General features: G+C 67.3%; 22 protein-coding genes. 6 read left to right on the top strand and 16 right to left on the bottom strand.

The features are described 5' to 3' along the window. Nucleotides 1-19 precede the first annotated feature (19 nt). Genes IY145_RS14045 through IY145_RS14055 form a run of 3 tightly spaced genes read right to left on the bottom strand, consistent with a single transcriptional unit; the run spans nucleotide 20 to nucleotide 5613 of the window. On the bottom strand, nucleotides 20-1339 hold the full coding sequence (locus IY145_RS14045; protein ID WP_196408772.1) for a TolC family protein: 1320 nt from the start codon (nucleotides 1337-1339) through the stop codon (nucleotides 20-22). Next, nucleotides 1336-4476, bottom strand: coding sequence for an efflux RND transporter permease subunit (locus IY145_RS14050; RefSeq protein WP_196408773.1), 3141 nt, complete (start codon nucleotides 4474-4476; stop codon nucleotides 1336-1338). The genes IY145_RS14045 and IY145_RS14050 overlap by 4 nt, the downstream gene beginning before the upstream one ends. A 12-nt stretch (nucleotides 4477-4488) precedes the next feature. Continuing rightward, nucleotides 4489-5613 (bottom strand): efflux RND transporter periplasmic adaptor subunit, encoded by a 1125-nt coding sequence (locus IY145_RS14055; RefSeq protein ID WP_196408774.1) that lies wholly within the window; start codon nucleotides 5611-5613, stop codon nucleotides 4489-4491. Nucleotides 5614-5746: 133 nt separating this feature from the next. Here IY145_RS14055 and IY145_RS14060 point away from each other — a divergent pair, with 133 nt between their 5' ends. Both IY145_RS14060 and IY145_RS14065 read left to right on the top strand, forming a co-directional pair. Further along, the gene (locus IY145_RS14060) at nucleotides 5747-6409 is read left to right on the top strand and encodes a response regulator transcription factor (protein ID WP_196408775.1); all 663 of its coding nucleotides are present in this window, start codon (nucleotides 5747-5749) and stop codon (nucleotides 6407-6409) included. After that, on the top strand, nucleotides 6406-7758 hold the full coding sequence (locus IY145_RS14065; protein WP_196408776.1) for an ATP-binding protein: 1353 nt from the start codon (nucleotides 6406-6408) through the stop codon (nucleotides 7756-7758). The genes IY145_RS14060 and IY145_RS14065 overlap by 4 nt, the downstream gene beginning before the upstream one ends. A 7-nt stretch (nucleotides 7759-7765) precedes the next feature. Here the strand turns inward: IY145_RS14065 and IY145_RS14070 are convergent, their stop codons facing one another. The 6 genes from IY145_RS14070 to IY145_RS14095 form a co-directional block, all read right to left on the bottom strand. Continuing rightward, entirely contained in the window at nucleotides 7766-9031 is a 1266-nt protein-coding gene (locus IY145_RS14070) for an Hsp70 family protein (RefSeq protein WP_196408777.1), read from the bottom strand. Nucleotides 9032-9440: 409 nt separating this feature from the next. Then, nucleotides 9441-9818, bottom strand: coding sequence for a 6-pyruvoyl trahydropterin synthase family protein (locus IY145_RS14075; protein ID WP_196408778.1), 378 nt, complete (start codon nucleotides 9816-9818; stop codon nucleotides 9441-9443). Beyond that, nucleotides 9815-10447, bottom strand: a complete 633-nt coding sequence (gene queE, locus IY145_RS14080; RefSeq protein ID WP_196408779.1) for a 7-carboxy-7-deazaguanine synthase — start codon at nucleotides 10445-10447, stop codon at nucleotides 9815-9817. The genes IY145_RS14075 and queE overlap by 4 nt, the downstream gene beginning before the upstream one ends. Before the next feature lie 69 nt (nucleotides 10448-10516). After that, entirely contained in the window at nucleotides 10517-10882 is a 366-nt protein-coding gene (locus IY145_RS14085) for a c-type cytochrome (RefSeq protein WP_196408780.1), read from the bottom strand. A 148-nt stretch (nucleotides 10883-11030) separates the two neighbouring features. Beyond that, complete coding sequence (locus IY145_RS14090; protein WP_196408781.1) at nucleotides 11031-12512, bottom strand: HAMP domain-containing sensor histidine kinase; 1482 nt, start codon at nucleotides 12510-12512, stop codon at nucleotides 11031-11033. Then, nucleotides 12509-13228 (bottom strand): response regulator, encoded by a 720-nt coding sequence (locus tag IY145_RS14095; RefSeq protein ID WP_196408782.1) that lies wholly within the window; start codon nucleotides 13226-13228, stop codon nucleotides 12509-12511. Before IY145_RS14095 ends, IY145_RS14090 begins: the two co-directional genes overlap by 4 nt. Nucleotides 13229-13510: 282 nt before the next feature. Between IY145_RS14095 and IY145_RS14100 the strand changes: the two genes are divergently transcribed. After that, nucleotides 13511-14839 carry an MFS transporter gene (locus IY145_RS14100; RefSeq protein ID WP_409455304.1) on the top strand — a complete coding sequence of 443 codons (1329 nt, stop codon included), beginning with the start codon at nucleotides 13511-13513 and terminating at the stop codon, nucleotides 14837-14839. A 74-nt stretch (nucleotides 14840-14913) separates the two neighbouring features. Here the strand turns inward: IY145_RS14100 and IY145_RS14105 are convergent, their stop codons facing one another. The 5 genes from IY145_RS14105 to IY145_RS14125 all read right to left on the bottom strand — a co-directional run bounded on the left by IY145_RS14105 (nucleotide 14914) and on the right by IY145_RS14125 (nucleotide 20268). Then, nucleotides 14914-15840 carry a DUF6492 family protein gene (locus IY145_RS14105; RefSeq protein WP_196408783.1) on the bottom strand — a complete coding sequence of 309 codons (927 nt, stop codon included), beginning with the start codon at nucleotides 15838-15840 and terminating at the stop codon, nucleotides 14914-14916. Nucleotides 15841-15933: 93 nt separating this feature from the next. Next, nucleotides 15934-17223 carry an O-antigen ligase gene (locus tag IY145_RS14110; RefSeq protein WP_196408784.1) on the bottom strand — a complete coding sequence of 430 codons (1290 nt, stop codon included), beginning with the start codon at nucleotides 17221-17223 and terminating at the stop codon, nucleotides 15934-15936. Beyond that, complete coding sequence (locus IY145_RS14115; RefSeq protein ID WP_196408785.1) at nucleotides 17220-18203, bottom strand: glycosyltransferase family 2 protein; 984 nt, start codon at nucleotides 18201-18203, stop codon at nucleotides 17220-17222. Before IY145_RS14115 ends, IY145_RS14110 begins: the two co-directional genes overlap by 4 nt. Further along, on the bottom strand, nucleotides 18200-19999 hold the full coding sequence (locus IY145_RS14120) for a hypothetical protein (RefSeq protein WP_196408786.1): 1800 nt from the start codon (nucleotides 19997-19999) through the stop codon (nucleotides 18200-18202). Before IY145_RS14120 ends, IY145_RS14115 begins: the two co-directional genes overlap by 4 nt. A gap of 29 nt (nucleotides 20000-20028) precedes the next feature. Further along, nucleotides 20029-20268 carry a hypothetical protein gene (locus IY145_RS14125; RefSeq protein ID WP_196408787.1) on the bottom strand — a complete coding sequence of 80 codons (240 nt, stop codon included), beginning with the start codon at nucleotides 20266-20268 and terminating at the stop codon, nucleotides 20029-20031. Here IY145_RS14125 and IY145_RS14130 point away from each other — a divergent pair. Then, complete coding sequence (locus IY145_RS14130) at nucleotides 20267-21712, top strand: lipopolysaccharide biosynthesis protein (protein WP_196408788.1); 1446 nt, start codon at nucleotides 20267-20269, stop codon at nucleotides 21710-21712. The two genes, IY145_RS14125 and IY145_RS14130, sit on opposite strands and share 2 nt — an antisense overlap. On the opposite strand, the gene IY145_RS14135 is transcribed toward IY145_RS14130, so the two are convergent. After that, entirely contained in the window at nucleotides 21709-23898 is a 2190-nt protein-coding gene (locus tag IY145_RS14135) for a TonB-dependent receptor (protein ID WP_196408789.1), read from the bottom strand. The genes IY145_RS14130 and IY145_RS14135 overlap by 4 nt on opposite strands. Nucleotides 23899-24164: 266 nt before the next feature. On the opposite strand from IY145_RS14135, the gene ykgO reads away from it, so the two are divergent. Further along, complete coding sequence (ykgO, locus tag IY145_RS14140; RefSeq protein WP_196408790.1) at nucleotides 24165-24290, top strand: type B 50S ribosomal protein L36; 126 nt, start codon at nucleotides 24165-24167, stop codon at nucleotides 24288-24290. 87 nt (nucleotides 24291-24377) lie between these two features. Here ykgO and IY145_RS14145 read toward each other — a convergent pair whose 3' ends face one another. Continuing rightward, nucleotides 24378-25310 carry a histone deacetylase family protein gene (locus IY145_RS14145; protein WP_196408791.1) on the bottom strand — a complete coding sequence of 311 codons (933 nt, stop codon included), beginning with the start codon at nucleotides 25308-25310 and terminating at the stop codon, nucleotides 24378-24380. A 226-nt stretch (nucleotides 25311-25536) separates the two neighbouring features. Between IY145_RS14145 and IY145_RS14150 the strand changes: the two genes are divergently transcribed. Continuing rightward, the gene (locus tag IY145_RS14150; protein WP_196408792.1) at nucleotides 25537-26151 is read left to right on the top strand and encodes a L,D-transpeptidase; all 615 of its coding nucleotides are present in this window, start codon (nucleotides 25537-25539) and stop codon (nucleotides 26149-26151) included. Nucleotides 26152-26165 lie beyond the last annotated feature (14 nt).

Genomic DNA, 26165 nt, shown 5'->3' on the forward strand with positions numbered 1-26165 from the left:
CGGGGAGAAGGAAAACGCGTCACAAAGTCGGCGCGTAGCCGAAGGCTTGATTGAGCCGCGACAGCGCGACGCCGAGATCGATCGCCGCGCTCGCCCGCGCTCGCTGCGCGTCGAGCTGCAATTGGCGCACGCGATAGAGATCGAAAGCGTTGATCTCGCCGAGCCGGAAGGAGCGCCTCGCCAGATCGAATTGCTCGCTGGCGACAGAAAGACGCTTCGCCGCGAGGCCGTCGGCGCGGCGCGCGGCGGCGACGGCGGCGCGGGCGGCGTTGATCTCGGCGGCGACGAGCCGCTGCGCGCGGGCGAATTCGGCGGTGGCGCGATCGACCTCCGCCTGCGCCTCGGCGATGCGCGGAATATTGCGGCCCGGCGTCGGCAGCGGAATGCGGAAGCGCACGCCCACCGTATTATTGTTGGAGCGGAGCGGATTTTCCGTGGCGGGCTCGGTGCCCTGCTCGTTGCGGCCGAAGACGGCGATCTCCGGATTGTCGATGAAGCCGGTCTCGATGAGCCGCATCTGCGTCTGCGCCTTGCCGAGCGCCGCGACCGGCGTGCGCAGCGCGGGATGATCCTCGGGCGGGCGCGCCGGCAGCGGCGCCTCCAGCGTTCCGTCCGGCGTCGCGCCGCCGGTCAGCACCTCATAGGCGACGCGCGCGGCCTTGGCGGCGGCGTCGGTCTGCGCGACTTCCGTCTCGGCGGCGAGCGTCTCGTTGCGGGCGAGCAATTCGTCCTGCCCGGCGTTCTCGCCGAGCTCGACGCGCCGCTTCATGTCATTGCCGATATCGCGCGCCGTCGCCAGCCGATCGCGCGCGATCGACGCGTCCTTGGCGGTGCGCTGCGCCGTCCACCAGGCGTCGCGGACCAGCGCCGCCACATCGAGCCGTCGCAGCGCCAGGCGCTCGTCGAGCTCGACGACGCCGGCGTTGACGTTCAGCTCATAGGCCTCGCGCTCGCCGGGTAGCCAGATCGGCATGCCGATCTCGAGCTCCGATTCGCGATAGCCCTGCACATTGCCTTTGACGCGCTCCTGCCGCGAGCCGCCGAAATAGGGCGAGCCGGGCGTGAAGGAATTGGCCTGCGCATAGCGCGCCGCCACCGCGCGGCGCTGCGCGTCGAGCGCTGCGCTCTGCGCGTCTATGCCGATCGCCTGATCGAGATGGCGCGCCAGCACGAGGCCGAAGGGTTTTCCCGGCGGCTTGGCTCTGGGCTTTGCTTTCGTCTCCGGGGGAAGAGGCGAGACCGAGAGCTTTGGCTTGGTCTCGCCGGCCGCGCCCGAGGCGTAGAGAAGGACGAGCAGAAGGGAGAGGAGCGGACGTGCGCCGCCGCGCGAGTGTGTCATCGACGCAGGATCCGCCAGCGGGAGTCCGGCGTCGCGGAGGAGGGCGCCTGTGTCGAGGCGCGCACGCGCAGCAGGCGCTTGAAGTCGAAGCGGTCGTAGAGAATGGGCAGCAGCAGCAGTGTGAGCGCCGTCGCGGTGACGAGGCCGCCGATGACGACGATGGCGAGCGGCCGCTGAATTTCCGCGCCGGGGCCGGTGGCGAAGAGGAAGGGCGCGAGGCCGAGCGCGGCGATCGTCGCGGTGAGCAGCACCGGCCGCATGCGGCGGCGCGCGCCTTCGCGCACGGCGTCGTGAACGCTGCGGCCCTCGGCGACGAGCTTGTTGATATAGGAGATGAGCACCACGCCATTGAGCACGGCGATGCCGATGAGCGCGATGAAGCCGACGGAGGCCGGGACGGAGAGGAACTCGCCGGAGAGCCACAGGCCGATCACGCCGCCGATCGCCGCGAAAGGCACGTTGCAGAAGACGAGCAGGGCCTGCGACGCCGAATTGAAGGTGAGATAGAGCAGAAGGAAGATGAGCCCGAGCGCCAGCGGCACGACGATGGCGAGCCGGGCCGAGGCGCGCTGCTGATTCTCGAACTGCCCGCCCCAGACGAGCTGATAGCCGGGCGGCGTATGGACATCCTTGGCGACGGCGGCCTTGGCCTCGTCGACGAAGCCGACGAGATCGCGGCCGGTGACATTGGAGAGCACGGTCGCGTAGCGGCGCGCCTCCTCGCGGATCACCTGAATGGGGCCGTTCTCGGCGCGTATGTCGGCGAGCTGCGACAATTCCACCACTTTGCCGTCGGCGGAGACGACCGGCACGCGCGCGAAATCCACCGGCGAGCGGCGCGAGACGGGAGCGCCGCGGATGACGAGCGGCGTGCGCACCGGCCCCTCGAGCACGAGGCCGACTTGGGTTCCGTCCACCCAAATGCGCAAGCCGTCTTGAATCTCGCTGGCGTTGAGGCCGAAGCGGCCCGCGGCGAGGCGATCGATGCGGGCGGTCAGATAGCGCATTCCGTCATTCTGCAGTGCGAAGACGTCGCGCGAGCCGTCTATTTTGCGCAAGCTCGCGGCGATCTCGCGGGCGAGGCGGTTCAATTCGTCGATGTCGTCGCCGAAGACCTTCACCACCACATCGCCGCGCGCGCCGATGATCATCTCCTGCACGCGCATGTCGATCGGCTGCGAGAATGCGTAGGAGATGCCGGGGAAACTGTCCAGCACCTGACGGATTTCGCCGAGCAGCCAGTCCAGATTCTTGCCGCGCCATGTCGCCTGCGGCGCGAGCGTCAGGAACATGTCGGTCTCGTTGAGGCCGACGGGGTCGATGCCGAGCTCGTCCGCGCCGGCGCGCGCCATCATGCCCTTCACCTCCGGCACGCGCGCCATGATCGCGCGCTCGATGCGCATGTCGGTCTCGGCGGTCATGTCGACGCTGATCGTCGGATGCTTGCGCACGGTGATGACGGGCGTGCCTTCGTCCATCACCGGCATGAAGGTCTGGCCGATGTGATTGGAGGCGAGCAGCGCCAGAGCGAGGCCGACCGTCACCGCGGCGCCGACGACGACCGGCCGGCGCAGCGCGCGCTCGAGCAGCGGATCGTAGAAGGCGGAGATTTTACGCACGAGCCAGGGCTCGTCGCTGCCGCCGGCGCGCAGCAGAGTGGCGGCGAGCGCCGGCACCACGGTGAGCGAGAGGATGAGCGCCGAGGCCATCGCGAAGGCGATGGTGAGCGCGACGGGCGCGAACAGCCGTCCCTCGAGACCCTCGAGCGAGAGCAGCGGCAGGAAGACGGTGATGATGATGACGGCGCCGGAGACCAGCGGCCCGGCGACCTCGCGCGTCGCTTCATAGGTCACGCGGATGCGGTCCTGAAGGTCGGCCTTTTCCATTCCGGCGAGGCGATGCTCGACATTCTCGACGACGACGACGGCGCAGTCGACCAATATGCCGATGGCGATGGCGAGGCCGCCGAGCGACATGATATTGGCCGAGAGCCCCCAGAGCCGCATGATGGCGAAAGTGGAGAGCGCGGCGAGCGGCAGGATCAGCGAGACGACGATCGCCGCGCGCATGTTGCCGAGGAAGAGCACGAGCAGAATGACGACGAGGACGATGGCCTCGATCAGCACTTTCTGCACCGTCCACACGGCTTTGCCGATGAGCTCGCTGCGGTCGTAGAAAACCTCGATCTTGACGCCCTCCGGCAGATTCGGCTTCAGCTCGGCGAGCTTGGCCTTCACGCCCGAGACGACCGTGCTGGCGTCGGCGCCGCGCAGGCCGAGCACCAGCGCCCAGACCGCCTCGTCCTCGCCATTGCGCGTGGTGACGCCATTGCGCGCCAGCGCGCCATTGCGCACCTCGGCGACATCGGCGACGCGCACGACGCCGGCCGGCCGCGCCGCGACGACGACGGAGCGAATGTCCTCGAGCGTGCGCAGCCGTCCCTCGGCGCGCACCAGCAGGGCCTCCTCGCCGTCGCGCACGCGGCCGGCGCCGTCGTTGCGGTTGTTCTCCTCCAGCGCGTCCTTCAGCATTTTCACGGTGATGCCGCGCGCCGCCATGGCCGGCGGCGAGGGCGCGACCTCGAATGTGCGCACGAAGCCGCCGAGCACATTGACGTCGGCGACGCCGGGCAGGCCGCGCAGCGCCGGGCGGAGCGTCCAGTCGACGAGGCTGCGCTGCTCGGTGGGGGTGAGGCCGCCGCCGACGATGGTGAACATCAGCATTTCGGCGAGCGGCGTGACGATGGGCGCGAGGCCGCCCGAGGCGCCCGCTGGCAGCTGGTCGGCGACCGAGGCCAAACGCTCGTTCACCTGGGTGCGCGCCCAGAAAATGTCGGTGCCTTCGGCGAATTCGAAAGTGAGCAGCGCCACCGAATAGCGCGTCGTCGAGCGCATGCGGACGAGATTGGGAATGCCGCGCGCGGCGATCTCGATCGGCGCGGTGACTCTGTTCTCCAGCTCCTCGGGCGTCAGGCCCGGCGCGCGCATGGAGACGAGCACCTGCACCGGCGCGACATCCGGGAAGGCGTCGATCGGCAGCTTGGTGTAGGCGTGCGCGCCCCAGACGGCGAGAGCGATCGCCGCGAGAAAGACGAGGAGCCTCTGGCCGAGAGCCGCTTGGATGAGTTTATCGAGCATGTCGCCTTTCGCTCACTTAGCGCTCGGATCCTTGGCCGCCAGCTCGGCGAGCAAGGTCAGCATGCCGCGCGTCGCGACCTGGTCCGAAGCGGTCAGCGGACCTTGAATCGACGCATATTGCGGCGTCTCCGAGACGAGCCCGACGGGCACGGCGCGGAAGCCGTCCGGCGAGCGCAGGAACACCCAGTCCTTGTCGCGAAAATGGACGACGGCGTCGGCCGGCACGCGCCAGAGCGTTCCTCCCGTTCCTTTGAGTCGCAGAATGGCCTGGACTGCCTGTCCCGGTCGAATCGGGGTTTTGCCGGGCGAGAATTCCGCGACGGCGCTGACGGATTGCGTCGCCGGATCGGCCGTGCGGCCGATGCGGATGAGCCTGCCCTCGACGCCGAGGCTCGGCAGCACGACCTTATCCGTGCGGTCGAGCCCGGAGGCGCGGCCGATGGGGATTTGCAGATTGACCCAGATCGGGTTCAGCCGCGCGATGGTGACGAGCGGCGCCGAGGCCATCACGCGGTCACCGACCGTGGCGTGGCGGGTGAGAATCACGCCGGACATCGGCGCGCGCACGGTGAGCGCGGCGGCGAGCTTACGCTCCTTGCGCAAGGCCTCGATCGCCGGCTCGGTCATGCCGTCGAGCGCCAGCAGCTGTCCGCGCTCGTCGAGCAGCGAGCGCGCCTGGGCGGCCTCGGCGCGCGTCACCAGCAGGCGGCGCTCGGCGATGATGCGCTCCTTATAGAGCTGCTCGTCGCGGCGAAGCTTTTCATTGGCGAGCGCGGCGTCGGCTGCGGCCTGGAGAAAGGCGCGCTGCGCCTCGATCAGCTCGGAGGATTTCAAGGTGGCGATGGCGTCGCCCTCCCTCACCTCCTCGTCCGGGGAAACCAGCAGCGTCTCGACGAGGCCGGCTGCGGGAGCGGCCACCATGCGCAATTGCTGCGGCGGGACCGTGACCGCGCCCGGCACGACGAGCTCGTCGGAGCCCGTGCCCTTCTCGACCGGCTTCGTCTCTATGCCCGCGGCCTGAATATCCTGCTCGCGCAGCGGAATGGAGACGTCCTCCGCGGCCAGGGCCACGCGGGCGCCGAGCGCGCCGGCGAGCCCGAGGGCGAGAGCAAGGTACTGAAACTGTTTTCTTTTCATTCCGCCTGGAACCGGGTCTTTGCGTCGGGGCGCAATTTCGCTTATCGAAGCTGACCAAAAGCTGACGAGCTCGAACTCGACGCTGACGCGACGGCCGCCGCCCACACGAATCATAGCACTGCAGCTCTGCATTATGCGAATTTTGCTGGTGGAAGACGACGAGCGCATTTCCCGCGACGTGGCGAAGGCGCTGCGCGCGGCCGGCTATGTCGTCGACACCGTCGCCAATGGCGAGGACGCCTGGTTTCTCGGCGACACCGAGAATTTCGCCGCGGTCATTCTCGATCTCGGCCTGCCGGGGCTGGACGGGCTCGCCGTGCTCGAGCGCTGGCGCGAGCAGGGCCGGCGCACGCCCGTGCTGGCGCTCAGCGCGCGCGGCTCCTGGAGCGAGCGCGTCGCCGGAATAGACGCCGGCGCGGATGATTATCTGCCCAAGCCTTTCCAGCCGGAGGAGCTTCTCGCGCGGCTGCGCTCCATCATCCGCCGTTCGGCCGGCCACGCCTCCTCGGTGACGCGCAATGGCGCGCTCTCGCTCGACGAGCGCAGCATGACGATCAAGATCGAAGATGCGCCGGTCGAGCTCACGGCGATCGAATATCGGCTGGTCGCCTATCTTCTGCACCGCCGCGGGCAGGTGGTGGCGCAATCCGAGCTCGCCGAGCATGTCTATGGCAATGACCAGCAGAGCTCCAACGCCGTCGAGGTGCTCATCGGCCGCGTGCGCAAAAAACTCGGCGCCGAGGCGATCGAGACCAAGCGCGGCTTCGGCTATCTGATGCCCGATCTCGACGCATGAGGACGCGCTCGCTGCGCCTGCGGCTGTTCCTCGCCGGGGCCGCCGCCATCGCCGCCGCCCTCGCGCTCGCCGGCTTCGGCCTCGTGCTGTTGTTCGAGCATCATGTCGAGCGCACGATGGACGACGACATAGAAACCTATGTCCGCCAGCTCGTCTCCGATCTCGCCGTCGATGCGGACGGCCGCCTGCGAGTCATCACCGCCGCGCCGGACCCGCGTTTTGCGCGGTTCCGCTCCGGCTTCTATTGGCAGGTGGCCAGCGACGACAGCCGCGACGTCGAGCGTTCTCTCTCGCTCGGCGAGGAGGCGCTGGAGCTCGCGGCCGGCTGCGCAGGCGGGGACCGTATTTTGTATCGTCGGCTCCGCGGGCCCTGGGGCAATGCGCTGCTCGGCGGGCAGCGCTGCATCGCGCTCGGCGGCGCGGCGCCGCTGCGCATCCGGGTGCTGGTGGCGCTCGATCTCGCCGGCGTCGCCCGCGCGCGCGACGCTTTCGCCGCGGAGCTGGTCGCGGCTTTGTTGCTCATCGCGGTCGGGCTGACTTTCGCCACCTGGATTCAGGTCGGGCTCGGTCTCGCGCCGCTCGCCGGGCTCGGCGTGGCGGTGGGCGAGATCGCCAAGGGCCGCCGCCGTCGGCTCGATTCGCCGGCGCCGCCGGAGGTGCAACCGCTCATCGACGAGGTCAATGGCCTGCTCGACGAGCGCGACAAGGCGATCGAGCGTGCGCGCAATCGCGCCGCCGACCTCGCCCATGGGCTGAAGACGCCGCTCACCGCGCTCGCCGCCGACGCCCGCCTCTTGCGCGAGAAGGGCGAGACGGAGATCGCGCGCTCGCTCGATCGCATCGGCGACGCCATGCATCGTCATGTGGCGCGCGAGCTGGCGCGGGCGCGCAGCCGCGGCGTTTCGCGCGGCGGCGAGCAGACCCCGGTCGCCGAGGTGGTGGACGCGCTGGCGCGCACGCTCGCCTCGGCCGGGACAGAGGCGAGCTTCGACATGCGGATCGCGCCCGACGCGCGCGTCGCCGTCGATCGCGTCGATCTGATGGAGATTCTCGGCAATCTCATGGAGAACGCTTCGCGCCACGCCCGCGCGCGCATTCGCATCTCCGCCGTGGCGGGGCGTTTCGTCGTCGAGGACGACGGGCCCGGCCTGCCGGAGGGGAGCGAGGCGCTCATCCGCCGTCGCGGAGGGCGGCTGGACGAGACCGGCGGCGCCGGCCTCGGCCTCGCCATCGTGCAGGACGTTCTCGACGCCTATGGCGCCGATATGCGTTTCTCGCGCTCCGAGCTGGGCGGATTGCGCGTGGAGGTCGATCTCTCGGCCGCTGCCGGGCTGCAGACGGCGGGTTGAACGCGGCTCAGGCGCCGGACCCGAATTTCAGCCCCGAGTCGATCGTCAGCCCGACGCCGACGCTGGCGAATTTATCGCCGCGCACGATCTTCGCCTGCGGCGTATGGACGAGGCAGGCGCGCTCGATCGCCGGAATGAAAGTGCTGCCGCCGGTGAAGAACACCGTATCCACCTCCGCGGCCGCGACGCCGGCCGTTTTCAGGCAATGGGCGACGCAATCGGAGAGCTTGCGGCATTCATTCGCGATCGTCTCCTCGAAGAGACGCCGCGACGTCTCTATGTGCAGCGTCTCGTCGATATAAGCGAGGTCGATCATCGCGGTCGCCGCGTCCGAGAGAATGATCTTCGCTCCCTCCACATCGCCCGCCACGCGATGGCCGGCGCGATCGTCGATCGCTCGCACGAAGCGATCGACCTTTTCCGGCTCATCGGCGACGGCGCGCAGCTGCTTCAGCTCCTCGAGGGTCTTGTTGTTGTAGAGGAAGGCGATGCGATGCCATTGCGCGAGATCGTGGAAATAGCCATTGGGCAGATCGAGCTCGGGGCGTTTGCGCTGCCGCGTCTGATAGCCGAACAAGGGCATCACTTGTTTGAGGCTCAGCCGATAATCGAGGTCGGTGCCGCCGACATGGACGCCGGCATTGGCGAGAATATCGTCCTTGCGCTCGATCTTGCGCCGGTTCTTCGGCGAGACCTTCACGATGGAAAAGTCGGAGGTGCCGCCGCCTATGTCGGCGATGAGGGCGATCTCCTCCCGCTCGATGCGCCGCTCATAGTCGAGCGCGGCGGCGATGGGCTCATATTGGAAGAGGACATTTTTGAAGCCCTGCGCATGGGCGGCCGCGGCGAGCTGATCCTGCGCGACGCGATCGGCCGCCTCATTGTCGTCGACGAAGAACACCGGACGGCCGAGCACGGCGCTTTCGACGGAGCGGCCGGCGCGAAGCTCGGTCTTCTCCTTCAAATGGTGCAGAAAGCGTCCCAATATTGCGGTGAAGGCGACGCGCCTGCCGCCGGCGGCGGTGGTCTCATGGATCAGCGAGCCGCCCAAAATGCTCTTGATCGCGCGGAACAGCCGGCCGTTCTCGCGGTCGATATAAAGTCCGACCGCGGCGCGGCCGAAGCTGAGCGAGCCGCCATAGGCCGGATAGAAGATCGCGCTCGGCATGGCGACGCTCTCGCCCTCGAGCGGGACGAGCGTCGGCTCGCCGTCGGCCATGAAGCCGACGGAGGAGTTGGAGGTTCCGAAATCGATCCCGCAAGCGAGGCTCACGCGATTGTCTCCTTCTTGTCCATTGCGCGCGATCGCAGAGCGAAAAGCGCGCCGCCGCTCCGACGAGCGTCGGTCGGATGACGGACGGATGGGGGTTCTGGGCTTTGGGACGAGGCCGCGGGGAGGGCAGGCCGTCCGAATCTCGCGCGAAACTGCAATTTTTCGCGCGATTTTGCAAATTCGAGGGGCGCGATCCGGCGGAGAACAGAAGCATGCGACGTCTTGGCGTTCCTACCTCCCCCTCGAGGGGGGAGGTCGAGCGCCGAAGGCGCTCGGGAGGGGGTGACGCCCCGAGTCTTGGGGAGAACCCCACCCTGTCCGGCCGTAGGGCGTTCTATTAAGAACGCCCGTCGCAAGCGCCAGGCTATGGCCGGCCGACCCTCCCCCTGAAGGGGAGGGTCTCGCGGCCTCACTGCTTCTTCAGCACGCAGCCTTCGTTGCAGGTGTCGCGGAAAACGCCGACCTCGTGGATCGCCGGCAGCGAGGACTCGATATCCTTCCATATATAGACGCACAAATTCTCGAGCGTCGGCTTGCCGAGGCCTTCCAGCTCGTTGAGGAAGGAATGGTCCAGCCGCTCGCGCAGCTCTTGCAGCCGCGCGCCGAGCTTGCCGAGGTCCATGACCCACTCCTCGCCCGCTTGCCGCGGCCCGCGCAGCGTCACCCGCACGCGGAAGGAATGCCCGTGCAGATTGCGGTATTTGCCGCCGGTCGGGTGCTCCGGATCATAGAGGGCGTGCGCCGCCTCGAAGCAGAACTCCCGATAGACTTCGAACTGGATGGTCATTTCACTCCGATAGCCTTGTGCGTCTGGTGCGAGAACCGCCACAGCGGATGCGCCAGGCAATAGTCGATCGCCGCCCTCGTATTGCGCAATACGTCCGGCCCGTCCATGGGTTGCAGCAGGAAATGGTCGAAGGAGAGCCCCTCGAACAGCTCCGGCTCGGCGCCCTTCTGCGGATAGACGAGCTTGAGCTCGTCCCCCGTCGTCTGGACCAGCGGCGCGCCCGCCTTGGGGCTGACGCAGATCCAGTCGACCGCAGTCGGGACTGCGAGCGTCCCATTGGTCTCGACCGCGATCTCGAAGCCCTCGGCATGGAGCGCGTCGAGCAGCGCGGCGTCGATTTGCAACATGGGCTCGCCGCCGGTCAAGACGGCGAAACGCCGCTCGCGGCTTTCACCCCACAGAAGCGCCAGATGGGCGGCGAGGGCTTCGGCGCCCGAGAATTTGTCGCCATTCTCGCCGTCGACGCCGATGAAATCCGTGTCGCAGAAGCGGCAGGTCGCCGCCGCGCGGTCGGCCTCGCGGCCGCTCCACAGATTGCAGCCGGCAAAACGGCAGAAGACGGCGGCCCGCCCGGCATGGCGACCCTCCCCCTGCAGCGTCTTGAAGGCTTCTTTGACCGCATAGGCCATGGTTTTTGTCCCGTGGAGCGATCGGGACTGATTACGGCCTCGCGCGGCGGGGGTCCAGCGGGGCGGCGCTCACCCGTTCTTCGGCCGCTCATAGCGGTCGAGCTGCTGCTCGGGCGGGCGCGGGCGGGGGTCGAGGCTGCGAATATAGGCGACGATATCGTCGATCTCGCGCCGCGACAGATGCATGTCCGGCATTTTCGGATGCGGATCGACCAGGAAATTGGCCAGAGCCTTGGCGTCGGCGCGGCGCTGGGCGACGTCGGCGAAGGAGGGCGCGTCCGCCAAAGCGGATTTCTGGGCGCTCGTCACCACATGGCAGGACGCGCACCAGCGCTCGGCGATGCGCTTGCCATGGGCGGCGTCGGCGGCGACGGCCGGCGTGCAAAAACCCGCGAGAAGGGCGAGCGACTGAAAGAGGCGGCGCGGAAAGTTCATGCGAGGCTCCTCGTCGGCTTTTTAGCGAGCGTGGCGGCGGAATGCGCCGCCCGACTCGCAGAAGAGACATGAGACCATGAATCCGCGTCGGCGAGAATCGCGGGTCGCGCCGAGGGGCCGCGACCAGACAGCGCAGGCGGGGCGGGGCTCAGGCCGCCGCCACCTCCGCTGTCGCCTTTTCGGCCGGGCGCAGCGTCACGCGGGCGACGAGCCCATGCGGCTCGCGATCGAGCAGCCGCAGCGTGCCGCCCGCCTCCTCGACGAGGGCGCGCACGATGGAGAGGCCGAGGCCGAAGCCGCCATGCTCGTTGAGGTTGCGCCCCGGCTGACCGCGCACGAAAGGCTCGACGACCTGCGCCTTCTCCGCGTCGGGAATGCCCGGCCCATCGTCGGCGACGTCGATCTGGACGCCATCCTCGGCTGTCTGGGCCACCGAGATGACGATGCTGCGTCCATGGGCGACGGCGTTCTCGACGAGATTGGCGAACACGCGCTGCAGATCGGTGAGCGAGCCGATCACCATCCGCCGCCCGTCGCCCTCATAGGCGACGTCATGGCCGAGATCGGCGAATTGATCGGCCACGGTCTGCAGCACGCTGTCGAGATCGACGATCTCCTGCGTGTGGCGGTAGCGCTCCTCGCGCAGGAAGAGAAGGTTCTTGTAGAGCATCGAATCCATGAGGTCGACGTCGTGCAGCATTTTGGCGCGCAAGGGCTCGTCGTCGATGAATTCGGCGCGCAGACGCATGCGCGTGATGATGGTGCGCAGATCATGGCTGATCGCCGCCAAGACGCGCGAGCGCGCCGCGATCATCGAATAGATGCGCGCCTGCATCCGGTTGAGCGAGCGCGTCAGATCGCGAACCTCCTGCGGTCCTTTCTCGACCAGCAGCTCGCATTCGCCCGAATCGCTCGGGAATTTCTCGGCCTGGCGCGCGAGCGCGACGAGCGGCGCGACGACGGCGCTCGAGGTCCAGAAGGTCAGTATTGCGGCGCAGATCAGGAAGAGCAGCGCCGAGCCGAGCCAGATGCCCGTCAAGGGCGGCAGGTCGGGGGGCGGCGCCAGGCTGCTCTGTGGCGGAGGCTGTGCGCCGGGGAAATCGCCCCCCGGCGGCGGGCCGCGCGGGCCGCCATCGCGGAAGCCCTCGCGTCGCATTTCCCGCGGCGGCGGGGTGAGCGTCAGATAGCCGCCCTTGCGCAGCGCGACGGTGACGGAATGGCCGTCGGGCGCGGATGCGAAGATTTCGGCGCCCGGCCACAGACGCGTGCGCAAAGCGCCGGGCGAGGGCTCGGCGCGGGCCGTCTGCGCCGCGGGCGGACGCTCCGCGGCGAGCTCCGGCCGCGGTCCGCGCGATAGATCGCCGAGCGTGGCGAGAAGCTGCTCGCGCTCGTCCACAGGCGCGAGATCGAAGGCCCAGGCGAGGGCGGCCGCCGTCTCGATCGACGCGCCGTGAGAGTGCGGCGCGCGCTCCTCGCGATACACGCGGTCTTCTCGAAACGTGCGCTCATAGTGGAAAAGCTGCACCACGATCGTCACGCAGACGTGGAACAGCACGATGGAGGCGAGCACTAGAATGGCGATCTGCCCACCCAGATGATCGGGCCGCAGCCCGCGCCAAAAACGTCTCACGCGCGCACCACCTGCGGCGTGAACAAATAGCCCTCCGAGCGAATGGTCTGGATGTAGCGCGGGTTCTTCGGGTCGCCCTCCATCTTCTGGCGCAGCCGGCTGATGAGCACGTCTATGCTGCGCTGGAAGGGGCCGGCGGTCGGGCCATGCGTCAGATCGATGAGCTGGTCGCGCGTCAGCACGCGGTTGGGTCTTTCGCACAGCGCGTAGAGGAGATCGAATTCGGCGCTGGTCAGCGCCACTTTGGTGCCCGCCGGCGTCGTCACCTGATGCGCCATTATGTCGACGCGCCATCCCTCGAAGAGATAGTAGCGAGAGCTGGCTTCGTCCCGGCTGGTGAAAGCGGCGCGCGCCCGGCGCAGCACGGAGCGGATGCGGGCGAGCAATTCGCGCGGATTGAAGGGTTTCACCAGATAATCGTCCGCGCCCATCTCGAGGCCGAGAATGCGGTCGACGTCCTCGCCCTGCGCGGTGACGATGACGATCGGCAGATTGCGGTCGGCGCGCAGCCGGCGGCAGATGGAGAGGCCGTTCTCGCCCGGCAGATTGAGATCGAGGATCACGAGATCGAACTCGCGCCGCGAGAGCGCCGTGTCCATCGCGCCGCCATCGGCGACGACGACGACGTCGATCTGATGGGTCTGCAGATAGCGAGAGATCAATTCGCCGATTTCGGCGTCGTCTTCGACCAGGAGGATCGCATCTGTCTTCGTCACGTCGAGCGCACCCGCGGGAATTCGCGCGGCGGCGTTTCCGTCGCGTCCATTCGAGACCTATCCCGCTAATATGTCCCGATCGTTTCCAGGTCGAAACTTGGGCGGGCGCGAGCAAGGCGTTTTTTCGCCATTTTTGGGACGAGAGGCCTTCTTTCGCAAATCTGCGCCGCGGAGCGGAAAAACGGTGGAAATGCGGAATCCTCCGTGCAGATGCGCGGATTTGCGTCGGAGCCGGCCCCGGCCCATAGTCCTCGCGGTAATGAGCGTGAGGCGAGGGCGGTTTTGCCGGAGACGAGCGAGGGGCTGACGGACGTCGAAGACGAGAGCCTCGCGGAGGCGGCGCGCCGGTTGAAGGCGATCGTCGTCGGCTCGCTCGGCAATCTGGTCGAATGGTATGATTTCTACGTTTATTCGGCCTTCTCGCTCTATTTCGCCAATTCCTTCTTCCCCGGCGACGATCCGGTCGCGCAAATGCTGTCGAGCGCCGGCGTGTTCGCGCTCGGCTTCTTCATGCGGCCGATCGGCGGCGCATTGTTCGGGGAGATCGGCGATCGTTTCGGGCGCCGGCGCGCGCTGACTCTGTCCGTGCTGCTGATGTGTCTCGGCTCGCTCATCGTCGCCGCGACGCCGAGCTATGCGACGATCGGCGAGGCGGCGCCGGCGCTGCTCTTGTTCGCGCGGCTGCTGCAGGGCCTCAGCCTCGGCGGCGAATATGGATCTTCGGCCACCTATCTCTGCGAGATGGCGGCCTCGCGCCGGCGCGGATTCTATTCGAGCTTCCAATATGTCACGCTCATCGGCGGCCAGCTGACGGCGCTTCTCGTGCTGCTCGTCCTGCAAAATCTCGTCTTCACGCCGGAGGAGTTGCGGGCCTATGGCTGGCGCACTCCTTTCGCGATCGGCGCAGGGCTGGCGCTGTTCGCGCTGATCATGCGGCGCGATCTCGAGGAGACGCAGGCTTTTGCCGCGGAGGCTTCGCGGCGGCGGCGCAGCTCCTTGCGCGCGCTTTTATCCTATCCGCGCGAGGCGGCGACGGTCGTCGGGCTGACGATGGGCGGCACGCTCGCCTTCTATGTCTACACCACCTACATTCAGAAATTCCTGAAGCTCTCCGCCGGGCTCAGCGACGCGCAGACGACATGGATCAGCGCCGGCTCGCTCACCTTCGCCATGGCGTTGCAGCCGGCCTATGGCGCGCTGTCGGATCGCATCGGCAGGCGTCCGCTGCTCATCGCCTTCGGCGTTCTCGGAAGCCTGTTCACCGTGCCGCTGATGACGGCGATCCAGACCGCGCGCGATCCTTGGACGGCTTTTGCGCTGGTGCTGGCGGGCTGGCTCATCGTCGGCGCCTATACGTCGATCAATGCGCTGGTGAAGGCGGAGCTGTTTCCCGCCTCGGTGCGGGTGACGGGCGTCGCCGTGCCTTATGCGATCGCCGTTTCGTTGTTCGGCGGTACGGCGGAATATGTCGCGCTCTGGTTCAAGCGCGAGGGGCATGAGAGCTGGTTCTATTATTATGTCAGCGCGGCGATCTTCTGCTCGCTGATCGTCTATGCGCGGATGCCGGAGACGCGCTCCGCCTCGCGAATCGATGCGGAGCGCGCCCGCTGACGATCTTCTCCCCGCGAGCGGGGAGAAGGAAGGCGGCGAAGGCTGCGCGAAACGATAATCCGACCGATCGCCTATCAGGCGGCGGCGCCGCCGGCGAGCCGAGGCGCGAAGGGCGAGGCGGTCGCGGGGACGGCGAGGCCCGCCGCTTCGCGAATGGCCTGCACCGGCGTGTGCGAGAAGGATTCGACGCAGAGCGCGATCTTGGAGGTCGAGGCGGCGTCGAGCAGAGTGGCGAGGCCGGCGTGATCGAGCGGGGCCTCGTCCCAATAGGCGACGGCGAGGCTCTGCGGAACGATCTCATGCGCCGCCATCAGCCGCGGCGAATGGCGCACGAACTGGCCATAGAGCAGATATTCCGAAAAGGCGCGCGTGCGGCACAGGGCCAGGAACCAGTCGACCCCGGTCGCCTCCGCTATCGCCCGCGTCATGGCGCGCACGGCGTCCTTGTCCCAGACGATGAGATTGCCGATGTAATCATCGGCCGGGAAGCTGCTCGGCGGCAGGCCCAGCAGGCGGTCGCTATTGGCGATCCATTTGGAATGCAGCGGCGCATCGGCGGAGATCGCCCCGCGCGCGACATAGAGCGGCGAGCGCGCGCCGCCGGCATAGGCGCCGATGTCGAAGCGGCGGATGATCACATTGTCCGAATCGACGATGCAGAAACGCTGCTCCGGCAATTGCAGCACGGCGGCGATCTTCAGCATCTGCTGAATGTGCCAGCCATGCACCGGCCGCGAGCGGAACGACCACCACACGCGCCGTCCGTTGCGCAGCAGGATGCGCGGCGCCGGCCGCAGCCAGCGCGGAAGAAAACGCGAGCAGGGCAGGATGACGCGGCGCGGGCCGGCATATTGCGCGAACAGCTCCATATCGTCGTCATTGACGATGACATAGTGCCGCTCATAGCCGGACAGACGTTGGTCGACGCTCTCGCAGAGCAGCGCGAAGCGCTCGCGGTCGGCGCGATGAGTGGGCGTGATGAGCGCGATCGGTCGTTCCATAGGCGTTCCCCGATGTCGTTGGAGCAGGCCGCCGCCGTGCCAGAATGGGACAATTTCCCGGTTTCTCATTCGAGGTCGCAAGGCTGGGGCCGGTCAGCGCCGAATCTTGAATTCGGCGAGGTAGCGAATGCCGAAAAGGGCGAAGAGCAATCCGATCCAGCTCGGATTTGCGCGCTCGAACAAAAAGCTCTCGAGCGAGTTGAGATAGAGGCTGAACATCCAAATCTGTAGGAAAAGCAATGAGACCGCCGGCTCGTCGCCGCGCCTGCAGACGCTCCGAATATCGCGCGCCGGCTGCACGATCAGCGCCGCGAAGGCGAGCGCCAGACCCGGCAGGCCCATCGCCAGCACAGTGTCGAGATAGCCATTATGGGCATGGGCGGCGTTGCCGGCCCAGATCGTCGTGTCCTCGCCGCCGAAGCGCAGCGCGGCGGTGTTCCAGAATGCGCCGAGGCCGTGGCCGAAGATCGGCGTCTCGCCGGCCTTCGGAATCGCGAAAGTCCATATGTCGGTGCGGCCGGTGAAGGAGGCGTCGAGCGGCAGGGAGCCGGCGATGGCCCCGATCTGCGGAAAGAGGATCGAGCCTATGCCGAAGAAATTCAGCAGCGCCAGCGGCGAGAAGACGATGATCGACCACAAGACGACATTGCGCGTGCGTTCGGCGAGGAAGGAGAGAATGATCGTCGTCAGACAGATGGCGGTCGAGCTCTTGCCGCCCGAGCAGAGCACGAAGAGCAGCGAGAGGACGAAAATCGTCCATCCCTCGACGGTTCGTCCGGCGCGCAGCACGAAAATGCCGATGAAGGTCAGCATGGAGAAGATCGCGCTGGCGATGTTCTTGTGGCCGAACACGCCGCGCCAGTCGCCGGCCAGCTGCGGCTCGCCTATGTCGGTCGCCTGATGGATCGTGAAATGCGGCAGGAAGATCAGGCCGAAATAGGAGAGGCCGACGATGATGAGCGCGACGATGCTCAATAATTTGGCGAGATCGTCGCGGCCGCGCGGCAGCAGGAAGAGCGAGAGGCAGCAGGTTCCGACGCAGGCGAGCATCACCACGCGCTTCAGCGAGTTGGAGATTTCCTGCGAGGTGACCAGCGTCACGCCGATCCAGGCCGCGAGCGCCAGATTGGTGGGCGTGGCGAGGCTGGCGAGCGCCTGCCGGTCGGTCCGCCAGACATAGAAGAACGACGCCGCGGCCATCAGGCCGAAGGCTGCGTAGAGCTGAACGTCGCGCCCTTCCGCCAGCTCCAGCGTTTCCGGCGAAGCGAGATCGGCGAAAGGCGAAAAAGTGATCCAGCCGACGAGCAGAATGGCGCAGAACACCACTCCGCGGCCGTCGAGCTCGTCCAGCGCCCCGGCGGATGACGCTTCCGCATCCGTCATGAGGAATAGCGATAGGGTTGCGGCATCAGCCCCACCGAGGCGAGCAGCCGGCCGACAGCGATGCCGATCGGATGGGTGGCGGCGAGCGGATGCCTGGACTCTCTCAACATGCGCCATGCGCGCTGCAGCGAGACCGGCGCCAGAGCGAAATTCTTGGCGACGAGCACGAAGCGCTCGCGCAGGCTGTGCGCGGCGAGGCGGTCTATGCTGTAATTGATCGCGCCGGTGGCGAGGCTGCGGCGCAGCACCCAGCCGAGCGCGAGCCGGCCGGGCGTCACCTGCTCATAGATTTGCGCCTCCTGGCGCCAGAAGAAGGTGAAGCCGGCGCGACGGCAGCGCGTGAAGAACTCCGTATCGCCGCCGCCGAGAAAATTGAAGCTCGGATCGAGCGAGGGCGCCGCGAGCCCGTCGAACACCTCGCGCCGCAGCAGGCAATTGCCGGTGCCATAGATGATCGGCACCGGGCCGGTCTCGCCGAAAGCGGGCCAGAACACTGGATGATCGCGAAAAGCGGGGCTCGCCTCCTCGGGGAAGATGGGCGTCACCGGGCCGCCGACGATATCGGCGCCCTGCAGACGCGCGCAGGCGACCATTTCGTCGAGCCATTGCGGCTCGGCGCGCTCGTCGTCGTCGATCATCAGAAAATATTGCGCGGCGGGATAGCGCTCGCGCGCCAGACGAAAGGCCGCGTTGATCGCATGGACATTGCCCTGACGCGGCTCGACCGTCGCGACGCCGGAAAGACGTCCATCGCGAAAGAAGGACTGCGCGACCTCGAGGCCGACCGGCGCGGCGGCGTCATTGTCCACGACGACGACGGCGAAGGCGACTTTCGTCGCCTGCGCTTCGATCGACTCCAGCGTCGTCGCGAGCATGTCGGGACGACGGAAGGTCGGAATGCAGACGACCGCTTCGACGGAAGAGGCGTCGAAGACAGGCGCCGCGGCGGGTTCGGGGAGGCGTCGCGAAGTTTGGGTCATTCCACATTCGTCGTGAGGGTGAAGGCGCCGAGGGTCGCCATGGTCAGAGCGCCGGCCGTCGCTCTGCGATTGTCGCGGCCAGGGTCCGCGTCGCGGTCGGCCGCCTGGAGAAAAAAAGTCATCTTCTCCAGCAGCGCCTCGCGCGAGAGCGCGGAGGAGAGCGCATGATCGGCGCCGTCGATGACGTCGATCGCGACATTGGGCAGGCTCCTCAAATAGCGGGCGTCGGGTCCGAAGCAGACGTCGAGCTCCTCGCGGCCGACGTCATGATCGCCGTGCAGCACGAGGATGCGGACGCCGCGCGCCGACAATTTCGTGAAATTGGCGCGCGCCTCGCGCGCCTTGCCATGCGCGACGCCGAGGCGTTGGGCGAGCGCGCCGGCGAATGCCGACGCTTTGCGGCGCAGCAGCGCGGACGCGATGTCGACGAGCTTGCCGACCGAGACTTCGCCATTGACGACGCGCGCCCAGGCGCGGGCGCTCATCGCCTTGGAGACATAAGTGGCGGTCGCGGCAAAGCCCATTTCGAGCAGCTTGTCGCGGTCCTCGCCGGCGACATGGCCGAAGACCTGGAGATTGGCGAGCGCCAGAGCCTTCACGCGCTCATCGGCGAGGCCGGCGTAGAGCGCGAGCGCGGCGCCGCTGCACACGCCATAGATCGTCACCTCCTCGAGCCCGCGCATCTCGAGGAAATCCAGCGCCGCCGAGACATCCGCGGCGCGCTCCTTCGCATAGAGAGCCGTGCGCGGGCCGCCCTCGACGACGGCGGAATCGCCGATGCCGAGCGTGTCCATGCGCAGCGAGGCGAATCCCTGACGCGCCAGCGAACGAGCGAAATCGACAGCGGAGCGGCCGCAGCCTATGTGGTGATTGGCGCCGGTGTCGAGTATCAGCACCGTCATCTTCGGCTTGCCGCGCGGAAGGCACAGCACGCCGGCGAGTTGTCGATGCTCGCCGAAGAGAGCCGCGCGCTCGATGAAATGCTCCGAGGCCAGCGCGCCCTGCGGCGGCCGCGACGTCAGCGCGCGCCCCGCGCCTTCGCTGGCGAAGGCGACGACGGCGTCGAGATCGGCGAGCGGCGGTGGCGGCGGCATGGGCGCCGGCGTCAGCGCGCGATAGTCGAGCAGCTCGCGCGTCGTGACGCGCGCGCCGAGCGATTCGAGCCGCTGGACGAATTCCGGCGCCGGCTTCGCCGCGGGATCATGCAGCAGCAGCACGCGTTCGGCGGGCGCGGCCTCGAGGCGCGTCAGATCGATGCGCTTTATGGCCGCGGCCATGGATTGCGTGATCGTGAAGCCTTCGAGATGAATGTCGTCGCCGGCGGTCGCTGTGGCGACGCTCGCCTCGGGCGTTGCTCCGCTCGCCGCGAGCACGCGCGCCATCATCTTGAGCTCGCGCAAATAGCTAGAGCCCTTCACCACGGGCGCGATCTGGACCAGACGCTCGACGCCGCCGACCTCGGCCGCCAACGCCGCGCCGAGGCGCAGGCCGACGAGCGTCACCTCGCGCACGCCGATCGCCTCGCGCATCCAGCGCACGGCGGCGCGGATCTGGTCGCGCCAACCATCGACGAGCGCCGGATCGGCGGGATCGCCGAGCGAGTCGCCCTCGCCCGGATAGTCGAAGCGCAGAGTCGGCAGGCCGGCGGCGGCCAGACGGTCGGCGAGGATGCGCCAGGACTGATGCGCGCAAAGTCCTTCATAGCCGATGGAGGCGCACATGATGACGCCGCGGTCCCCGTCGGCGTGATGAAGCCAGCCGAAGCTCTCGCCAATCGCGACCGGGGTGGAATTCATGTCTTCAACTCGCTCACGCTCACGCATAATCACACCATGCTCGGTTTAAGGCTTTCTTCCCGGAGCTGCGATCTATTCCTCGGCTCAGGCTTTCCATTCGGTTCAAATCGGCGCAAAAAACCGCCGCCTGCCGAAACGAAGAAGAATCCATGCCAGCGCGCCTCGGCGGTCGGCTGGCACGATTCTTCGAGATTTTGCCGCGCCCGCCGCTCGTGCGTCCCCGAATGGCACAGTGGCTTCAGCTTCTCGACAAGGACAGCAGCGCTCATGCTCGCCAGGCAGACCGTCGTCTATTTCGCGGCCAATGTGTTCTCCGCAATCTTCGGCCTGCTCAACACCATCGTGTTCACGCGCGTCTTCGCCGTCGCCGCCTATGGCGATTATCTGCTGGGCTTCGCCTTCGCCACTCTGCTCGCCACATTCCTCGCCAGCGCGCTGAAGCTCGCGATATTGCGCGAGCAGGCCAAGGGCGACGGCGCCGATATTCGCGGCGCGATCCTCGCCGCAATGGCGCTGTTCGCCCCCATGGCTCCATTGTTCTTCATGGCGGCGCGGCTGACCGGGCTGTCCACGCCGGTGGCGGCGGCCTCGGTGCTGCTGGCCTTCGCCGTCACGCTCTATGAGACGAGCCAGGAGTCGCTGCGCGCCGCGCAGAGGCCGCTCGATTATTTGCGCGGCACGGTCTATCGCGCGCTGCTCGTTTCGGCCCTTGGCGTCGGCGTGGCTCTCGCTTCGGCGAGCGGCGCGGCGCTGCTCGCCTCTTCGTCAGCGGCGCTGGTCGTGGCGACGGCGCTGTTCTGGCGCGCCGCCTGGGGCGACGCTCGGCCGCGGCTGGATCGCGCGCGTCTGCTCGACATCGCCAAGGCCGGGCTGCCCTTCACTTTCTCCATGTCGCTGATGGCGCTGGCGACGGTCGCCGACCGCTTTCTGCTCGCCGAGCTCGCGGGCGTCGCCGACGCCGGGCGCTATGGCGCGAGTCTCGATCTCGTGCGGCAGGCGTTGATCATTCCGGCGATCAGCGTCTCCACCGCCTTCGTGCCCATGGCCGTGCGGCTCTTCGCCGAGCGCGGCGAGGCCGAGGCGCGCCGCCATCTCGCGAAATCGGCGGAGCTGCTGCTCGCCGTCGCTTTGCCCGCCTGCGTCGGCTTCGCTCTGGTCTCGCCGCAGATCGCCGATCTCGTGCTCGGCCCGGAGTTTCGCGAGACGGGACGCTGGGCCATGCCCATTCTGGCGATGGCGGTGGTGTTCCAAATTCTGACGCAGCAATATCTGCACACGAGCTTTCTGCTGTCCAACCGCAATAGTTTCTATCTGGTGAACACGGGCTCGATCCTCGTCTTCAATCTCATCGTCTCGGCGCTGCTGATCTATCGCTTCGGCCTCGCCGGCGCGGTGTGGGGCCGGCTGGCGGCGGAGATGTTCGGCTGCGCCCAGGCCTATGCTCTGAGCCGTATCGCCTTCGCCATGCCATTGCCGCTGGGCCGGATCGCTCTCGTCGGCGCGGCCACGGCGGCGATGGCGCTCGCGGTCCACGCCTTCTCGTCCGAGGCCGCGACGCTGCCGCCGGCGCTCGCGCTCGCGCTTTTGGTCAGCGCCGGCGTCGGCGTCTATGCGCCCATCGCCTTCGCGCTCGATCTCGCGGAAATGCGCGGGCTCGTCGGCGGCTTGGCTCGGCGGCGCGGCGCGCGCGCCTGCCAGAGCCCTGTCGGCTAGAACACGAAATTGGCGAACAGCCGCACATTGGCGCCCGGCATCGGAACCTCGTCTTTCTTATAAGAAACGCTGTTGCGAATATTGGCGTTGAGCAGATTGTCGCCGACGATTCCGACGCTCACCTCGCGCGCCGGGAATTCGCCCTTGGGCAGCGCGATTCTGTAGCTGATCTCGGCCTTCAGCAGATTATAGCCCTTGGTCCGCGTCTCGGCGATCGAGGCGATATTATTCTGCGGAAAGGCGTGCAGCAGATTGACGCGCGCCAGCCAATTGGCGTCGCGCCAGACGAGGCCGCCGCCGAGGCGCACCGGCGGAATGCGCGGCACATTGGTCCCGTCCGCGAAAGTCGCGCGCACGACGTCGATCTGATTCTCGACGCCGAGCAGTCCGCTCGCCAGTGGGAGGACATCCCATTGGCTCTGGAACTCGCCGCCGCGGAAGGTCGCGTCCCGCTGCGAATAGAGCGCTTGATTGAGCGCGCCGCCGGCGCCGGCCGGCGAGCAGCTGTCGAAATCATCCGCGCAGGTCTCGCCGGAGAGGCGGCGATAGATGAAACCGTCGAAATGCGTGTAGAAAAATGTCGCCTCGAAGCGGAATGGCCCTTTGGCGCGACGCAGGCCGATCTCGACAGTATCGGCCGCCTCGATTCCGAGCAGCGGATTGCCGATGTCGAAGGTTCCCGTCGCGTCATGGACGCCATGCGAGAAGAGCTCGGGCCCGCGCGGCGCGCGCTCGACATGCTGCGCCGTCACGCTGCCGACCGTGTCGAAAGGCAAGTCCTGCAGCAGGCCGACGGCAACGCTCTTCGGCGTGAAATTGCGGGCGTATTTGAAGGAGATCGTCGGATCGACGAACAAATCCGGCGTCTGCCCCGTCGTCTCGACGTTTTCGATGCGGCCGGCGACCTGCAGGCGCAAGGAATCGGTGAGCTTGAATTCGTTGAACAGATAGAAGGCGATGCTGCGCGACTCATTGGGGTCGAACAGATTGCCGCCGGCGCCGGGCGCGGTGAGGCGCTGATGCGATCCCTGCACGCCGAGCGCCGTGGTCAGCGAGGCGAAGCGCAGATCGAAGGGGGCGAGCTGGACCTCGAGGCGGCCCTCCTGCTCCTGATTGGTGAAAGTCTGCTGTATGCCGTCGAAGCCGCCCTCGAAGCCGACTTCATGATGCTTATAGTCGCTGGCGCCGGCCCAGACGCGAATGGCGTCGATGAAGGAGGCGGGCGGCCGATATTCGCCCTTGGCGGTCACTTTCGTCTGCCGCAATTCTATGCGCGTGCGGCTCTCCGTCGAATCCATGCCGGGGATGCGATAGACGCTCTCGAATTGCGTGACCGAGGCGCCGAAGAATCCGCGATCGAAGATGTAGGAGCCGCCGGCGGACCAGCCGCCCGAGCGCATATAGGAATTGGGTTGCCGGCCATAGACCAGCGGCGCCGGATCGGTCGGCGTGAGATAGGGGTAGGAGGGGATGGCGTAATCGCTCGTGCGGCGGCCATGCGCGTCGGCGTGCAGAGCAAAATTGCCCTGGCCGACATCGACGAGCGCCGCCTGCTCCAGCCCGGCGTCGACGGTGGAGACGGCGCTGCGCGTCTCCAGCCGCATGCAGGGGCCGGGAGACTGCTCGTCGCCGCGGCAGGGCAGGGCCTCCGGGATGCGGTTGTTGGTGGCGTTGACGACTCCGCCGATCGCCTGCGAGCCCCAGCGCAGCGTGGCCGGGCCGCGCACCACCTCGACGCGGCCGACGCCGAGCGGATCGAGCGGAACGCCATGATCCTCGCCGAGCTCGGAAACGCCGCTCGAGCCGACGCCATTCTCTTGTATGCGAACGCGATGGGCGTCGAGGCCGCGCACGATCGGCCGGCTGGCGGCGCCCGGAACGAAGCTCGAGCCGGTGATTCCGGGCTTGGAGAATAAGAGATCGCCGAGCGTCGCGCCGCCGGAGCGGCGAATCTCGTCGGAATCGACGACTGTCACAGTGGCGAATTGATCCGCGACTATGGGGAGAACGCCGCGCGTCTCGGGCGCGGCCGTCGCTTGCGGCGTCGCTGGCGCGCGCCGCTGGATCGGGCTCGACGCCGCGATCTCGATATCTGGCAGGGACTCCTGCGCCCACGACGGGCCGGGGCCGAGCGCCGCGACGAGAATTCCGCCCGAAATGACGAAGCGGATAGAAGGTTTTTCCATGAATCTCGCCCCCGAGAGCATATGTTATAACATAACATAGATAATGCGCCGGAGGCTCGGCCGCTGTCAATCTGCTGCGGCGCGGCGAGCGACGGATGAGCCCGATTTCACAAAAAATGCGACGCGCTTATTCGACAAAAACCCCGCCTTTTGCCGGCGTGGCGGCGGAGGGCTTGATCGCGGACGCGAAATCGGGCATAGGCTGCGGCCACGAGGCGCTGGGCGTTCACCCCGGCTGTTAAGACCTTTTGCCCGGGGATCGACCGATGAAAGTCCGCAATTCGCTGAAGTCTCTGCGTTCGCGCCATCGCGCCAACCAGCTCGTGCGCCGCAAGGGCCGCGTCTACGTCATCAATAAGGTGCAGAAGCGCTTCAAAGCCCGCCAGGGCTGAGCCTTCGCCTCCTGTCATGATGGCGCGCCGCCTCGCAGCGGCGCGTTTTTCGTCCGTGAAGCTAGCCCGTGAAGCGCCGCTCGTCCGTCAGGCGCCCATCAGCGCGAGCACATGCGCCGCCGCCGAGCGGCCCAGCGCGTCGAGATCATAGCCGCCCTCGAGCAGCGAAATGACGCGCCCGTCGGCGTTGCGCAGCGCGGCGTCGATGATGCGCTTGGTCGCCTCGCTATAGTCTCGCTCGAGGAAACGAAGCCCACCCAGCGGATCGTCCCTATGGCCGTCGAAACCGGCCGAGATCAGCACGAGATCGGGAGCGAAATCTTTGAGCCGCGGCAGAATGCGGCTCGTCAGCGCCTCTAGAAAATCGTCGCCCGTCGCGCCCGCAAAGAGCGGGGCGTTGACGATCTGGTCGAATTCGCCGGTCTCGCTCGTCGCCCCCGTGCCCGGATAATAGGGCGCCTGATGGGTGGAGCAGAACATGACCTGTCGATCCGCCCAGAAGATCTCCTGCGTCCCATTGCCGTGATGGACGTCGAAATCGACGATGGCGACGCGCTCCGCGGCATGGGCGGCGATCGCATGCCGCGCGGCGACCGCGACATTGTTGAAGATGCAAAAGCCCATGGGCGTCGTCGTCCCGGCGTGATGGCCGGGCGGCCGCACACTGACGAAGGCCGTGTCCGCGGTCCCCGTCATCACCTCGTCCACGGCGGCGACCGCGCCGCCGGCGGCGTGCAGGGCGGCCGTGAGCGAATCGGGACACATCATCGTGTCGGAGTCGAGCGCGACGAGGCCCTCGCGCGGCGCCGCGGCCTCGATCGCGCGCAAATGGCGCTCGGGATGGACGCGCAGCAACGCCTCGCGCGCAACGGCAGGCGCGGAAATGCGGATGAGATGCTGGAAGCGCTCGCCCTCGAGCTCGCGTTCTATCGCGCGCAGCCGATCGGGCTGCTCGGGATGGCCCGCGCCCATTTTATGCGCGAGGCCGCTCTCATGTGTGATGAACAGGGTCCTCGTCATGGCCAGCCGCTCAACGCCCCTGCCAAAGAAGTCGCCGCTCTTTTAGCACGCCGGCGCGCCGGAAGGGCGCCGGAAAAATTCTCAAAAAAGGCGCCGTCTTCCATCCCGCGGCCGTTGCGTCGCGGACACAGGTCGGGAATTATTCGGAGCCGATGTTTTCCTTCAGTAAGATTATGGTAAGCAAATTCCTAAATAGCTTCTCCGGGCGTTGAGAAAGGGCGCGTTCATGGATTCGAGGCATGGTTTCGTCGCGGCGGTTCTCGCTCTGTCGCTCGCCGGCTGCAACGCCGTCGGGGGGCCTCGCCTGCCCGATCCGCAGCTCAGCGGGCGCGACGCGCAATTCATGGCGCTGGTGCCGACGGCCGACGTCGGCGCGGTCTATGAGCGCTATCTCGTCGACTTCAAAACGAGCGAGCCGCCGGGCTCCATCGTCGTCGATACGAAGAACAAATTCCTCTATTTCGTCGAGCCGAACGGCAAAGCGATCCGCTACGGCGTCGCCACCGGGCAGGAGGCCTATGGCTGGGCCGGCCGCGCCGTTATCGGCGGCATGCAGGAATGGCCTCGCTGGATTCCGCCCAAGGACATGCTGGAGCGCTGGCCGCATCTGCAGCCGACCGCCGACGCCGGCGGCCTGCCCGGCGGCCCGGACAATCCGCTCGGCGCCCGCGCGCTCTATCTGTTCGAGAACGGCAAGGACACGCTGTACCGCATCCACGGCACCAATGAGCCGGAGAAGATCGGCCAGAGCGTCTCCTCCGGCTGCATCCGCATGCGCGACATAGACGCGATCGACCTCTACGGTCGGGTGAAGGTCGGCGCGAATGTCGTGGTGATCTGAGGGATGATTTCTCC

Origin of the sequence: Methylosinus sp. H3A, assembly GCF_015709455.1 — a bacterium.
Taxonomy (GTDB): Bacteria; Pseudomonadota; Alphaproteobacteria; order Rhizobiales; family Beijerinckiaceae; genus Methylosinus.

Coding starts and splice junctions, on each gene's coding strand:
- IY145_RS14045 (WP_196408772.1), bottom strand. CDS start 1,339: ATGACACACTCGCGCGGCGGCGCACGTCCGCTCCTCTCCCTTCTGCTC.
- IY145_RS14050 (WP_196408773.1), bottom strand. CDS start 4,476: ATGCTCGATAAACTCATCCAAGCGGCTCTCGGCCAGAGGCTCCTCGTC.
- IY145_RS14055 (WP_196408774.1), bottom strand. CDS start 5,613: ATGAAAAGAAAACAGTTTCAGTACCTTGCTCTCGCCCTCGGGCTCGCC.
- IY145_RS14060 (WP_196408775.1), top strand. CDS start 5,747: ATGCGAATTTTGCTGGTGGAAGACGACGAGCGCATTTCCCGCGACGTG.
- IY145_RS14065 (WP_196408776.1), top strand. CDS start 6,406: ATGAGGACGCGCTCGCTGCGCCTGCGGCTGTTCCTCGCCGGGGCCGCC.
- IY145_RS14075 (WP_196408778.1), bottom strand. CDS start 9,818: ATGACCATCCAGTTCGAAGTCTATCGGGAGTTCTGCTTCGAGGCGGCG.
- queE (WP_196408779.1), bottom strand. CDS start 10,447: ATGGCCTATGCGGTCAAAGAAGCCTTCAAGACGCTGCAGGGGGAGGGT.
- IY145_RS14085 (WP_196408780.1), bottom strand. CDS start 10,882: ATGAACTTTCCGCGCCGCCTCTTTCAGTCGCTCGCCCTTCTCGCGGGT.
- IY145_RS14105 (WP_196408783.1), bottom strand. CDS start 15,840: ATGGAACGACCGATCGCGCTCATCACGCCCACTCATCGCGCCGACCGC.
- IY145_RS14110 (WP_196408784.1), bottom strand. CDS start 17,223: ATGACGGATGCGGAAGCGTCATCCGCCGGGGCGCTGGACGAGCTCGAC.
- IY145_RS14115 (WP_196408785.1), bottom strand. CDS start 18,203: ATGACCCAAACTTCGCGACGCCTCCCCGAACCCGCCGCGGCGCCTGTC.
- IY145_RS14120 (WP_196408786.1), bottom strand. CDS start 19,999: ATGAATTCCACCCCGGTCGCGATTGGCGAGAGCTTCGGCTGGCTTCAT.
- IY145_RS14130 (WP_196408788.1), top strand. CDS start 20,267: ATGCTCGCCAGGCAGACCGTCGTCTATTTCGCGGCCAATGTGTTCTCC.
- IY145_RS14125 (WP_196408787.1), bottom strand. CDS start 20,268: ATGAGCGCTGCTGTCCTTGTCGAGAAGCTGAAGCCACTGTGCCATTCG.
- IY145_RS14135 (WP_196408789.1), bottom strand. CDS start 23,898: ATGGAAAAACCTTCTATCCGCTTCGTCATTTCGGGCGGAATTCTCGTC.
- ykgO (WP_196408790.1), top strand. CDS start 24,165: ATGAAAGTCCGCAATTCGCTGAAGTCTCTGCGTTCGCGCCATCGCGCC.
- IY145_RS14145 (WP_196408791.1), bottom strand. CDS start 25,310: ATGACGAGGACCCTGTTCATCACACATGAGAGCGGCCTCGCGCATAAA.
- IY145_RS14150 (WP_196408792.1), top strand. CDS start 25,537: ATGGATTCGAGGCATGGTTTCGTCGCGGCGGTTCTCGCTCTGTCGCTC.